Genomic DNA, 13,333 nt, shown 5'->3' with positions numbered 1-13,333 from the left:
GACCGGTCGGCGGCGCGGGGCTCAGACCAGCCGGAGCCGGGCGGCCCGCAGTCGGGTCAGCGTGCGCTCCCGGCCCAGCACCTCCAGCGACTCGAACAGCGGCAGCCCGACGGTACGGCCGGTGACCGCCACCCGGACGGGAGCCTGGGCCTTGCCGAGCTTCAGGCCACGCTCCGCGCCGACCGCCTCCAGCGTCGACTTCAGTGACTCCGCGTCCCAGGAGTCGAGGGCGGCGTAGCCGGCGACGGCCGCGTCGAGCAGGTCGGCCGCCCCCTCCTTCATCGCCTTCGTCCAGGCCGCCTCGTCGATCGACGGCTCGGCGAGGAAGAGGAAGTCGACGTTGGGCACGATCTCGCTGAGCACCGCGATCCGGGTCTGCGCCAGCGGGGCCACCGCGGCGAACGCGTCGGCGTCGAACTCCGCCGGCTGCCACGGCGGCGGCGCGATGGTGCCGGTGCCGGTCAGCCACGGCTGGCAGGCGGCCACGAACTCGTCGACCGGCAGCGCCCGGATGTACTCGCCGTTGAACGCGCGCAGCTTCTTCTCGTCGAAGAAGGCGGGGGAGGGGTTGACCTCGGTCAACCGGAACTCCTCCTCGATCACCGACCAGGGCACGATCTCCCGGTCGCCGGAGGGTGCCCAGCCGAGCAGCATCAGGTAGTTGCGCATCGCGGCGGCGAGGTAGCCCTCGTCCCGGTACGCCTCCAGGGCCACCTTGTCGCGGCGCTTGGAGAGCTTCTGCCGCTTCTCGTTGACCACCACCGGCACGTGTGCCCAGACCGGCGGCTCGACCCCCAGCGCCTCCCAGAGGAGCTGCTGCTTGGGGGTGTTCGGCAGGTGCTCCTCGGCCCGGATCACGTGGGTGATCCCCATCGTCATGTCGTCCACGACGTTGGCGAGCAGGAACACCGGGGAGCCGTCGCCCCGGGCGATGACGAAGTCCTCGATCAGCTTGTTCTCGAAGGTCGGCTCGCCCCGGATCAGGTCGACCACCACCGTGCTGCCCTCGTCCGGGGTACGGAAACGCAGCGCCCGTCCGTCGCCCGCCGCCAGCCCCCGGTCCCGGCAGAAGCCGTCGTAGCCCTGGTACTGCGAGCCGGTGCGGGCCTGCACCGCCTCCCGGGTGCAGTCGCAGTAGTAGGCCCGCCCGGCGTCGCGCAGCCGCTGGGCGGCGGCGCGGTGCTCACCGGCGTACGACGACTGGAAGTAGGGGCCTTCGTAGCTGCCCCGGGCGATGCCGATCCAGTCCAGCGCGGACAGGATGCCCTCGGTCCATTCGGGCCTGTTGCGGGCGGCGTCGGTGTCCTCGACGCGCAGCACGAACACCCCGCCCTGCTGCTTGGCGTAGATCCAGTTCTGCAGCGCCGAGCGGGCGCCGCCGACGTGGAACATACCGGTCGGGGAGGGGGCGAAGCGCACACGTACCGTCACGTCGCCCAGCCTACGGCCGGGCTCGACCAGGCTCCGCCAGGGGGCCGGGAGCCGCCGCCCCCGCGCGCGTCGCCGGCGGCTCCCGGTCCGCCGGCTCCTCCGGCACCAGCCGCCGCCCCGCGCGGGTCGGCGGCGGACCGGACCGCCGGCCGCGGGACCGGCCGGCACCCGGCCCGGTGCTCAGCGGACGCCCCGGATCTTAAGCACCAGGGCGCTGCCGAGCAGGGTGACCACCGCGGTCACCGCGTACAGCGTCGGGTAGCCGCCCAGGTGGACCACGATCGGGGCGGAGAGCGCCGGGCCGAGCACCTGGGGCGCGGAGTTGGCGATGTTGATCACGCCGAGGTCCTTGCCCCGGTCGGTGGCGCGGGGCAGCACCTCGGTGATCAACGCCGCGTCGACCGACAGGTAGACGCCGTAGCCGGCACCGAGCAGCACCGCGGCGACCAGCGCCGCCGGCCAGGTCGGGGCGACCGCCAGCAGCAGCGCGGCCACCGCCATCACCACCCCGGAGACGATCACGTAGACCTTGCGCCGGCCGGACCGGTCGGACAGCATCCCGGCGACCACGGCGGTGAGCATCATGCCCAGGGTGTAGAGCAGGATCAGCACCAGCAGCCCGCCCTCGGGGTCGGGGTAGCGCACCCCGTCGGTGAGGAAGTACAGCAGGTAGAGGGTGCCCAGGGCGTTGCCGATCTGCACCAGGAACCGGGTGATCCAGGCCCAGGCGAAGTCCGGGTGCCGGCGCGGGTCGATCCACATCGAGGCGACCAGCGCGCGCAGCCGCAGCGGCGGACGGTGCTGCCGGGGCAGCGGGTCGTCGGGGGTGAGGAAGGCGAACGGCAGCGCCAGCAGCAGCACCGCCAGCGCCATCGCCGTGTAGCCGGGCACCGTGCCGCTGACCAGGGCGGTGACCAGCACCGCGCCGAGCACCAGGCCGAGCGCCTGCGGGATGCCCACCCAGCCGGAGACGCCGCCGCGCTGCACCACCGGCACCCGGTCCGGGATGGCGGCGGTGAGGCTGGCCAGCATCGCGTTGAAGCAGACCTGGGCGGCGACCCAGCCCAGCGCCACCCCGGCGATGGTCTGCTGCCGGGCCAGCAGCACCAGCGCCAGCGCGCCGAGCACCGCGCCGCCGGCCGTCCAGACGTGCCGGCGGCCGAACTCCCGCCCGCCGATGCGCAGGCAGGTGCGGTCCGACAGCGCCCCGGCGAGCGGGTTGGCCAGCACCGCCGCGAGCGCGCCCAGCCCGGTGACGACGGCCAGCATCGCCTCCTTGTGGTCCGGCGAGATCCGCTCCACCTGCTGGGGCAGCAGCACCTGGATCGGGGTGAAGAAGGCCATCCACACCCCGAGGTTGGCCGCGAAGACCAGCGCGATCCAGCTCCGCCGGACCGGGACCACCGGGTCGGCGAGCGCCGCCGGCAGCGAGGCCGGCGTCGGGTCGACGGTGGTCACCCCCGGCCGACCTGGGACCGGTACCAGGCGTACGAGGACTTCGGCGTCCGGGTTCCGGTGGGGAAGTCCACGTGCACCAGGCCGAAGCGCTTGGTGAAGCCCTCGGCCCACTCCCAGTTGTCCAGCAGCGACCAGACGAAGTACCCGGTCACGTCGACGCCCTCGTCGATCGCCGCCCGGACGGCCCGCAGGTGCCCGTCGAGGTAGGCGATCCGGTCGGGGTCGTGCACCCGGCCGTCGGCGTCCGGGACGTCGTCCCAGGCGCAGCCGCCCTCGGTGACCTGGATCGTCGGCAGTGCGTCGCCGTACCGGTCCCGCAGGCCGACGAGCAGGTCGCGCAGCCCGTCCGGGACCACCGGCCAGTCGAACGCGGTCCGTGGGTAGCCCTCCAGCGGGACCAGCGTGAACGGCACCGGCGAGCCCTCCTCGGGGGCGCGGACCCCGGTGGGGTTGTAGTAGTTGACCCCGAGCACGTCCAGCGGCGCGGCGATCACCGCGAGGTCGCCGTCGCGCACCACGCCCGGGTCGAGGCCGTCCGGGTAGCCCCGGCCCAGCAGCGGGTCGGTGAACAGGTGGTTGTGCAGGTCGTCGTACGCCGCCGCGGCGGCCCGGTCGGCGTCGGTGTCGCCGTGCCGGACCACCGGTGAGTAGTTGTTGGCGATGGCCACCGGCGCGGTGCTGTGGGCGCGCAGCGCGGCGACCGCCAGCCCGTGCCCGAGCAGCTGGTGGTGGGCGGCCGGGAGGGAGTCGAAGAGCAGGGTCCGGCCGGGGGCGTGCTCGCCGGTGCCGTGGCCGAGGCTCAGGTGGATGAACGGCTCGTTGAGGGTGATCCAGAGCTTCACCCGGTCGCCGAGGCGGGCGGCGGTCAGCTCGGCGTACTCGGCGAAGTGGGCGGCGGTGTCCCGGTTCAGCCAGCCGCCGGCGTCCTCCAGGGGCTGGGGCAGGTCCCAGTGGAACAGGGTGGCGACCGGGTCGATGCCGGCAGCCAGCAGGTCGTCGACGAGCCGGTCGTAGAAGTCCAGGCCGGCGGCGTTGACCGGGCCGGTGCCGGCGGGGCGTACCCGGGGCCAGGCGATCGAGAACCGGTAGGCCGAGACCCCGAGCCCGGCGAGCAGCGCGACGTCCTCCCGGTACCGGTGGTAGTGGTCGCAGGCCACGTCGCCGGTGCTGCCGTCGAGGATCCGGCCGGGGGTGTGGGCGAAGGTGTCCCAGATGGACGGTCCCCGGCCGTCGGCGGTGGCACCCCCCTCGATCTGGTACGCGGAGGTGGACACCCCCCAACGGAAGCCGGCGGGGAAACCGGGGATCGGTGCGGTCGTCATCCACCCTCCCAGAACGCGAAACGTGTTCGCACTCTAGGGCGCGCAGCCCGGGAGCGCCATAGGTGCGGGGTAATGCGGGTGCCGGGGATTTCGGCGTGTCTTTGCCGAACACATCCCGGTAAGTCCGATTTGACGCTTAGAGTGCGTAATATCGCGGATGTCCTCAGTGGGGGAAGAACAGAATGATCCTCGTCGAACGCAGTGCACACGTGCTGGCACCGGTGGAAGCGGTCTGGGAAGTCGTCCAGCGGGCCGAGCAGTTGCCCGCCTGGCTGGCCGGGGTCCGGGCCGCCGAGGTGCTCTCGGGGGAGGGCTTCGGTCGCCGACAGCTCGTCCAGGCCGGGCGCGGCTCGGCGCACGAGGCCGAGGTGATCGCCTACCAGGAGCCCACCCTGATCGGCTGGCGGGAACGCGCCCGGGGGGCCGGTGCCCGCGCCGAGGCGCGCACCGAGATCTACGTGCAGCTCACCGCCGATGAGGAGGAGGGCGGCACGATCGTCCGGCTGATCGTGGTCCGCTGGCCGGCCGGCCCGGTCAAGGGCGCCCTGCTGCGCCTCGGACTACGCCGGGTCGGCGCCGACCTGGAGGACTCGCTGGCCCGCCTGACCGACCTGGCCGCGGTGGGCTGACCGGCCCGCCGCCGGTCGAACCGGCCGCCGGTCCCGCCACCGCCGTACCGCCGTACCACGCGCCGCCTCACGACGGTGGCCCGACCTCCCACCGGGGAGATCGGGCCACCGTCGTCACTGCGGTCAGCCGGTCAGCTGTCGCCGCCGGTCTCGCCGACCGGGGCGGAGTTGACGTCGTCGATGGCGTACTTCTTGGCCGCCTCGGCCGGCACGGTGGCCGGCACCGCGCCGCGCAGGGCGAGCTGGCGCAGTGTCGCCACCGCCACCGACTCGGCGTCGACGTGGAAGTGCCGGCGCAGCGCGTGCCGGGTGTCCGACATGCCGAAACCGTCGGTGCCGAGCGAGGTGTAGTCGCCCGGTACCCAGCGGGAGATCAGGTCCGGTACCGCGCGCATCCAGTCGCTGACCGCGACCTTCGGCCCGTCGGCGTCGGCCAGCTTCTCCTGGATGTACGGCACCCGCTGCTCCGCCCCCGGGTTGAGCAGGTTGTGCTCCTCGCAGAGCACCGCGTCGCGGCGCAGCTCGGTCCAGGAGGTCACCGACCAGACGTCAGCGGCCACCCCCCAGTCCTGGGCGAGCAGCTGCTGTGCCTTGAGCGCCCACTGCATGCCGGTGCCGGAGGCCAGGATGTTCGCCTTCGGCGCGTCCCCGTCGACCTGCGGGGCCTCGGCGTACCGGTAGATGCCCCGGAGCAGCCCCTCGACGTCCAGCCCGGACGGCTCCACCGGCTGGTGGATCGGCTCGTTGTAGACGGTGAGGTAGTAGAAGATGTTCTCCTGGTCCTCGCCGTACATCCGGTGCAGGCCGCGCTCCACGATGTGCGCCAGCTCGAACCCGAACGCCGCGTCGTAGGCGACCACCGCCGGGTTGGTGGCGGCCAGCAGCAGCGAGTGGCCGTCCTCGTGCTGGAGGCCCTCACCGTTGAGCGTGGTACGGCCGGCGGTCGCGCCGAGGACGAAGCCCCGGGCCATCTGGTCGGCCGCCGCCCAGAAACCGTCACCGGTGCGCTGGAACCCGAACATCGAGTAGAAGATGTACATCGGGATCATCGGCTCGTCGTGGGTGGCGTACGAGGTGCCGGCGGCGGTGAACGAGGCGACCGAACCGGCCTCGTTGATCCCCTCGTGCAGGATCTGCCCGGTGGTCGACTCCTTGTAGGACAGGAAGAGGTCCCGGTCGACCGAGGTGTACCGCTGGCCGTGCGGGGAGTAGATCTTCGCGGTCGGGAAGATCGAGTCCAGACCGAAGGTGCGGGCCTCGTCCGGGATGATCGGCACCCAGCGCTTGCCGAACTCCTTGTCCTTCATGATGTCCTTGAGCAGGCGGACGAAGGCCATCGTGGTGGCCACCTTCTGCTTGCCCGAGCCGCGCTTGACGTCGGCGAACCGCTCCGACCCCGGAATGGCCAGCTTCTTGTGGCTGGTCCGCCGGGACGGCAGGTAACCGCCGAGCTGCTCGCGCCGCTCCCGCAGGTACGCCAGCTCGTCCGAGGACTCGCCCGGGGTGTAGTACGGCGGCAGGTACGGGTTCTCCTCCAGCGCCTTGTCCGGGATGTCCAGGTAGAGCCGGTCGCGGAACAGCTTCAGGTCGTCCAGCGTCAGCTTCTTCATCTGGTGCGTGGCGTTGCGGCCCTCGAAGTGCGAGCCCAGCGTCCAGCCCTTGATGGTCTTGGCCAGGATGACGGTCGGCTGCCCGGTGTGCTCGGTGGCCGCCTTGTAGGCCGCGTAGAGCTTGCGGTAGTCGTGCCCGCCCCGCTTGAGGTTCCAGATCTCGTCGTCGGACAGGTGCTCGACCATCTTGCGGGTCCGCTGGTCCCGGCCGAAGAAGTGCTCCCGGACGTACGCCCCGGACTCCGCCTTGTAGGTCTGGTAGTCGCCGTCGGGGGTGGTGTTCATCAGGTTGACCAGCGCACCGTCGGTGTCCGCGGCGAGCAGCGGATCCCACTCCCGGCCCCAGACCACCTTGATCACGTTCCAGCCGGCGCCCCGGAAGAACGCCTCCAGCTCCTGCATCACCTTGCCGTTGCCGCGGACCGGGCCGTCCAGCCGCTGGAGGTTGCAGTTGATCACGAAGGTGAGGTTGTCCAGCTCCTCGCGGGCGGCCACGCCGATCGCGCCGAGCGACTCCACCTCGTCCATCTCGCCGTCACCGAGGAACGCCCAGACGTGCTGCTGGGAGGTGTCCTTGATGCCCCGGTGCTGCAGGTAGCGGTTGAACCGGGCCTGGTAGATCGCGTTCAGCGGGCCCAGACCCATGGAGACCGTGGGGAACTCCCAGAAGTCCGGCATCAGCCGCGGATGCGGGTACGACGGCAGCCCGCCGCCCGGGTGGGACAGCTCCTGCCGGAACCCGTCGAGCTGGTCCTCGGAGAGCCGGCCCTCCAGGAACGCCCGCCCGTACATGCCGGGGGAGGCGTGACCCTGGTAGAAGATGTGGTCGCCGCCACCCGGGTGGTTCTTGCCCCGGAAGAAGTGGTTGAAGCCCACCTCGTAGAGGGAGGCGGAGCTGGCGAAGGTGGAGATGTGCCCGCCGACGCCGATCTCCGGCCGCTGCGCCCGGTGCACCAGCATCGCCGCGTTCCACCGCACGTACGCCCGGATCCGCCGCTCGATGTGCTCGTCACCCGGGAACCAGGGTTCCTGCTCCGGGGCGATGGTGTTGATGTAGTCGGTGGTGGTCAGGGACGGAACCCCGACCTGCCGCTCACGGGCCCGCTCCAGCAGGCTCAGCATGACGTACCGGGCGCGTTTGGTTCCGCGCTCGTCGATGACACCGTCGAGCGACTCGACCCATTCGCCGGTCTCTTCAGGGTCGATGTCCGGAAGCTGGCTCGGCAGACCAGCGGTGATCACCGGGCGCTTGCGTTCCGTAGCCACAGGCGTTCCCTCGGTTGTGTGTGGGATAGGTCTCTAGCGCCATCCTGCCCTCTGGTGGCACCCGTCGTCACGTGTAGCTCCCCCAGACGCGACGCTGAACACAGGTACCCGTCGGTAACTTGGCGCTGTCGACCTACCGGGCGACGGTCGGGCCGGTGCGGCAGAATGCGCCCATGCGCAGTGAGGTGATCACCGTCCGGACCGGCTCCCGTCCCACCGTCGCGGACATCACGGCCGAGGCCGAACGGTTCGTCTCCGGGCAGGGCGACGGGCTGCTGCACGTCTTCGTGCCGCACGCCACCGCCGGGGTGGCGGTCATCGAGACCGGTGCCGGCTCCGACGACGACCTGCTGCGGGCGCTCGACGACCTGCTGCCCACCGACGACCGCTGGCGGCACCGGCACGGCTCACCCGGCCACGGCCGGGACCACGTGCTGCCCGCCTTCGTCCCGCCGTACGCGACGCTGCCGGTGCTCGGCGGCCGGCTCCAGCTCGGCACCTGGCAGTCGGTCTGCCTGGTCGACCCGAACGGCGACAACCCGACCCGCCAGGTCCGCTTCTCCTTCCTTCCCGGCTGACCCGGCCGGGCCGCTTCCCTGGTCGACCCGGCCGGGCCGCTCCCGGCTGAGCCAGCCGGGCCGCTCCCGGCTGACCCGGCCGGGGCGCTCCCGGCTGACCCGGCCGGGCCGTTCAGCGCAGCCCGGTCTCCGTCTCGACGGTGTACCGGTCCCGGTCCACCCCCGACGGCAGCGCGCGGGCCGTGGTCGGCGGCCGGTCGTACGTCTGGTGCAGGCCGGGCACCCGGTCCTCGACCACGAACGACGCCCGGGGGTACGCCGGGGCGCCCGGCCGGCTCACGTACGGCAACACCATGAAGTCCGCGCTGAGCTGGGCCGGGGTGATCGTGGTCCGGACGAAACCGCGCAGGTCGTTCTGGAACCGCAGGTGCGGGTTGGTGCGCAGCCAGGGGTGCGAGCCGCTGGCCGAGTCGAACCCGTCCCCGCCCGAGGTGACCGAGGAGCAGACCAGCTCGGTGCCGACCGTCCGCGCCGCCGGGTCGAGGTAGTCCAGCTTCAGGTCGGCGGCCCAGTGCGCGTGCACGTCGCCGGTGAGCACCACCGGGTTGCGCACCCCGGCCGCCACCCAGCCCCGGGTGATCCGGTCCCGGGAGGCCAGGTAGCCGTCCCAGGCGTCCATGCTGGTCAACCTGGTCGGCCCCGGGTCGCGGTCCCGGGCGGCGAAGAACACCTGCTGGGCGAGGAGGTCCCAGCGGGAGTCGGACCGGCGGAACCCGTCCAGCAGCCACGCCTCCTGCGCCGCGCCGGTGAGGGTGCGCCCCGGGTCGGCCGCCGCCGGGCAGTCCCGGTAGCCGTCCCCGCACGCCTGGTCGTCCCGGTACTGCCGGGTGTCGAGCAGGTGGAAGGTGGCCAGCCGACCCCAGCGCAGCCGCCGGTACAGCGCCATGTCCGGACCGCGCGGCACCGAGCCCCGCCGCAACGGCATGTTCTCGTGGTACGCCTGGAAGGCGGCGGCCCGCCGGGCCAGGAAGTTCGGATCCGGCTCCTCCGGCACCGCGCCGGCCCAGTTGTTCTCCACCTCGTGGTCGTCGAAGACCACCGCCCAGGGGGCCACCGCGTGCGCCGCCTGGAGATCCGGGTCGGTCTTGTACTGGGCGTGCCGCTGCCGGTAGTTGGCCAGCGTCCGGGTCTCCGGCCCCTCGTGCCCGCGCGGCCGGTCGGGGCCGTACTCCCGGGCGTACTCGTACTGGTAGTCGCCGAGGTGCAGGATCAGCTCCGGCTCGCTCTCGGCCAACCGCCGGTACGCGGTGAAGTACCCCTGCTCGTAGTGGGAACAGGAGACGAAACCCATGGCCAGCGCGGCGGGCAGGGCGGCCGGATCGGGCGCGGTACGGGTCCGCGCGGTCGGCGAGAGGTGACCCTCGGCCCGGAACCGGTAGAAGTACTCCCGTCCCGGCAGCAACCCGGTCAGCTCGACGTGCACGCTGTGCGCCGACTCGGGCCGGGCGGTCTGGGTACCCCGCTGGACGACGTGCCGGAACAGCTCGTCGGCGGCCACCTCCCACTGCACCTCGACCGTCCGGGCGGGCATGCCGCCCAACCCGTCCTCGGCCAGCGGCACCGGAGCCAGCCGGGTCCACAGCACCATCCCCTGGTGGTCGGGGTCGCCGGAGGCCACTCCCAGGGTGAACGGCCAGATCAGCGGCCGGTGGCTGGCGGTGCCCACCGGGCGGGCCGGGCGTCCACCGGCGGCGTCGGCGGGTGTCGGCAGGCCGGCGGTCGCACCGGCCGCGCCGACGGCCGCACCGGAGAGCAGGACGGTACGTCGGGACAGTGCCACGGGAACCTCCCAGGGTCCGCTTCGTTCCTGACCCCGGCAGCGTCGCGACCCACGGTGACCGTCAGGTGGCCGTCGGAGGCCGTCGTCGTCTCCGGCAGCCGAACAGCGGCCGGCGGCGGTGGTGGTCGCGCGGACCGAGTCGCCCCGCCCGGTCGTGTCTGAGTGGGCGACCGTGGCCTCCGTCGGTAATGCTGATCGCGTGACCACCCCGCAAGATCTCGACGACCGGTTCCGGGAGACCCTGGGCGCACTGCCCGAGCCCGAGCGGCGGTGTGACCCGGCGCAACCGGTACGGCCCGGCGCGGCACTGACCGGGCGACAGCTGCTCGCCCTCTTCGACGCCCAGGTGACCAGCCGGCAGCTCGACCTGGCCGGCCGCTGGCTGCGGAGCTTCGACGAGGGCTTCTACACCATCGGCTCGGCCGGGCACGAGGCCAACGCGGCGGTCGCCGCCGCCCTGCGGCCCACCGACCCCGCCCTGCTGCACTACCGCTCCGGCGCGTTCTACTGCCTGCGCGCCGCCCAGGCGGCCGGCGTCTTCCCCGGCGGCGGCACCCCGGCCGAGGGCGTCCCGGACCGGGACGCCGACACGGACCCGGCGACGACCGCGCCGCATCCCGACGGCGTGCCGGTGGCCGGGCACTTCTCCGACGGCGTAGCGGCGGCCGGGCACCTTTCCGACGGTGCGGCGGCAGCCGGGGACTTCTCCGACGGGGTGGCGGCGGCCGGGCAGCCGTCCGACGGTGCAGCGGCGGCCGGGGACGGCGACGATGCCCTCGGACCGCCGCCGGGAGCCGACCCGGAACCCGTCGTCACCGACGACCCGCGTGCCGTGCGGGCCGGCGTGCCGGACGCCCCCGACGGCGTGGCCGTGTCGCCGCCCCCGGCCGGTCCGGTCACCTACCGGGTGGGTGCCGACGGCACCGCCGAACCGGTACCCCGCCACCGGCCCACGCCCACCGCTGCCGGCCCGGTGCCCGCCGTGACGGACCCCGCCCAGCCCTCCGCCTCCACCGACCCCACGTCCGCCTCCACCGACCCCGCCTCCACCGATCCCGCCCTCACCGATCCCGCCTCGACCGGCCCCGGGCACACCGGCACCGGGCACACCGGCCCCGGGGACGTCACCCCGGCCGGTGTCGCCGACCGGGGGGCGGTGGCCGGCACGCCGTCGGCGCCGGCTGACCGGCCGGCGTCGGCGACCGGCCCGGCCGAGCGGTCGCCGGGGGACCGGGACGAGTGGGAGCAGGCGTACGCCGAAGCGGCCCGGGACGTGCTGAGCGGGATGGTCGCCTCGGCCCGGGATCCGATCGCCGGCGGCCGGCACAAGGTCTTCGGCCGGGCCGACCTGGCCGTGGTGCCGACCACCTCCACCATCGCCTCGCACCTGCCCCGGGCGGTCGGGCTGGGGCTGGCCGTGGAACGGCTGCGCCGGATCGACACCGCCGGCCGGCGCGACGATCCGGCCGGTCCGCCGCGCTCGCCGTGGCCCCGGGACGCCATCGTGGTCTGCTCGTTCGGCGACGCCTCGGTCAACCACGCCAGCGCCACCGCCGCGTTCAACACCGCCGGCTGGTACGACCACACCGGCCTGCGGATCCCGGTGCTCTTCGTCTGCGAGGACAACGGCCTCGGCATCAGCGTCCGGTCGCCCGACGGCTGGGTGGAACGCACCCTGCGGGCCCGACCGGGGGTGCGCTACTTCACCGTCGACGGCACCGACCCGGTGGCCGCGTACGCGATGGCCGCCGAGGCCGCCGGCTGGGTGCGGCGGCACCGTCGGCCAGCGGTGCTGCACCTGCGCACGGTGCGGCTGCTCGGGCACGCCGGTGCGGACGCCGAGCGGGCGTACCGCAGCACCGCCGAGATCGCCGCCGACGAGGCACGCGACCCGGTGCTGGCCACCGCCCGGCTGCTCGTCGAGGCGGGGGTGGCCACCGGGGAGGAGCTGCTGGCCCGCTACGACGAGCAGGGCTGGCAGGTACGCCGTACCGCCGAGGAGGTGCTCGACGAGCCGAAGCTGGCCACCCCGGCCGAGGTGGTGGCCCCGCTGTCGCCCCGCCGGCCGCTGCGGGTCGCCACCGCGGTGGCCCGGGCGGCGGAGCGGGCCGCCGGGCCGGACGCGGCCAGCCGGGCGGAGGCGTTCGGGGGCAGGCCGCCGGAGCTGGCCGGGCCGCTGACCCTGGCGCAGAGCATCAACGCCGCCCTCGCCGACGGGATGCTCAGTCATCCCCAGCTGGCCGTCTTCGGGGAGGACGTCGCCGCCAAGGGCGGGGTGTACGGGGTGACCAAGGGGCTGCGGGAGAGGTTCGGCGCGGCCCGGGTCTTCGACACCCTGCTCGACGAGACGTCGGTGCTGGGGCTGGGGCTGGGCGCCGGGCTGGCCGGGATGCTGCCGGTGCCCGAGATCCAGTACCTGGCGTACCTGCACAACGCGGAGGACCAGCTGCGGGGCGAGGCGGCCACCATGCAGTTCTTCTCGCAGGGGGCGTTCCGCAATCCGATGGTGGTGCGGGTGCCGGGGCTGGCGTACCAGGAGGGGTTCGGCGGACACTTCCACAACGACAACTCGGTGGCCGTACTGCGGGACGTGCCGGGTCTGGTGGTCGCGGTGCCGGCGCGGCCCGACGACGCCGCGCCGCTGCTGCGGACCTGCCTGGCCGCCGCCGTGGTGGACGGCACGGTCTCGGTGTTCCTGGAGCCGATCGCGCTCTACCACACCCGGGACCTGTACGAGCCGGGTGACGGTGAGTGGATGGGGCCGTACCCCGAGCCGGGTGCCTGGGCGGCCGGTCACGTGCCGATCGGCCGGGCCAGGGTGTACGGCGTCGGATCGGCCGAGGACATCACCATCGTCACCTTCGGTAACGGGGTGCGGATGTCGTTGCGGGCGGCGTCGACGCTGGCCGACGAGGGGATCGGCAGCCGGGTGGTGGACCTGCGGTGGTTGGCCCCGCTGCCGGTGGCGGACCTGATCCGGGAGGCGTCCGCCACGGGCCGGGTGCTGGTGGTCGACGAGACACGGCGCTCCGGCGGGGTCGGGGAGGGGATCCTCGCCACGCTGGTGGACGCCGGATACGTGGGGGCGGCGCGGCGGGTGGCGGCAGTCGACTCGTTTGTACCATTAGGTCCGGCTGCCCGTCAGGTGCTGGTCTCCGAGGATGCCATTACCCAGGGTGCCCGTACGCTGCTGGCACGGTAAATTCCGTTCCACCCGGTGCGCCACTTGCGCGACGGACCACAACTGTGTGGACTCTGC

8 protein-coding genes are annotated in these 13,333 nt (G+C 73.4%); 3 read left to right on the top strand and 5 right to left on the bottom strand.

The genetic code is table 11. The features are described from left to right. Positions 1-21: 21 nt before the first annotated feature. The 3 genes from gltX to O7625_RS29785 all read right to left on the bottom strand — a co-directional run bounded on the left by gltX (position 22) and on the right by O7625_RS29785 (position 4,211). Positions 22-1,431, bottom strand: coding sequence for a glutamate--tRNA ligase (gltX, locus tag O7625_RS29795; RefSeq protein ID WP_282343271.1), 1,410 nt, complete (start codon positions 1,429-1,431; stop codon positions 22-24). Positions 1,432-1,611: 180 nt separating this feature from the next. Continuing rightward, positions 1,612-2,889 carry an MFS transporter gene (locus O7625_RS29790; RefSeq protein WP_282343269.1) on the bottom strand — a complete coding sequence of 426 codons (1,278 nt, stop codon included), beginning with the start codon at positions 2,887-2,889 and terminating at the stop codon, positions 1,612-1,614. After that, positions 2,886-4,211 (bottom strand): GH1 family beta-glucosidase, encoded by a 1,326-nt coding sequence (locus O7625_RS29785; RefSeq protein ID WP_067314622.1) that lies wholly within the window; start codon positions 4,209-4,211, stop codon positions 2,886-2,888. The genes O7625_RS29790 and O7625_RS29785 overlap by 4 nt, the downstream gene beginning before the upstream one ends. A 182-nt stretch (positions 4,212-4,393) precedes the next feature. On the opposite strand from O7625_RS29785, the gene O7625_RS29780 reads away from it, so the two are divergent. Then, positions 4,394-4,840, top strand: a complete 447-nt coding sequence (locus O7625_RS29780; RefSeq protein ID WP_067314624.1) for an SRPBCC family protein — start codon at positions 4,394-4,396, stop codon at positions 4,838-4,840. Positions 4,841-4,971: 131 nt separating this feature from the next. Here the strand turns inward: O7625_RS29780 and aceE are convergent, their stop codons facing one another. Beyond that, positions 4,972-7,716, bottom strand: coding sequence for a pyruvate dehydrogenase (acetyl-transferring), homodimeric type (gene aceE / locus O7625_RS29775; protein WP_348773977.1), 2,745 nt, complete (start codon positions 7,714-7,716; stop codon positions 4,972-4,974). 173 nt (positions 7,717-7,889) lie between these two features. Between aceE and O7625_RS29770 the strand changes: the two genes are divergently transcribed. Further along, a complete protein-coding gene (locus tag O7625_RS29770; protein WP_067314628.1) occupies positions 7,890-8,294 on the top strand; it encodes a YjbQ family protein in 405 nt (134 codons plus the stop codon). Between the two features lie 112 nt (positions 8,295-8,406). Here O7625_RS29770 and O7625_RS29765 read toward each other — a convergent pair whose 3' ends face one another. Then, positions 8,407-10,074 (bottom strand): alkaline phosphatase D family protein, encoded by a 1,668-nt coding sequence (locus tag O7625_RS29765; RefSeq protein ID WP_282343266.1) that lies wholly within the window; start codon positions 10,072-10,074, stop codon positions 8,407-8,409. A 199-nt stretch (positions 10,075-10,273) separates the two neighbouring features. On the opposite strand from O7625_RS29765, the gene O7625_RS29760 reads away from it, so the two are divergent. After that, entirely contained in the window at positions 10,274-13,276 is a 3,003-nt protein-coding gene (locus O7625_RS29760) for a thiamine pyrophosphate-dependent enzyme (RefSeq protein WP_282343265.1), read from the top strand. Positions 13,277-13,333: the final 57 nt, after the last annotated feature.

It is taken from the genome of Micromonospora sp. WMMD714, assembly GCF_029581315.1.
Taxonomy (GTDB): domain Bacteria; phylum Actinomycetota; class Actinomycetes; order Mycobacteriales; family Micromonosporaceae; genus Micromonospora; species Micromonospora rifamycinica.
The sequence above is the reverse complement of the archived record's forward strand: the minus strand, read 5'-3'. Positions and strand labels throughout refer to the sequence as shown.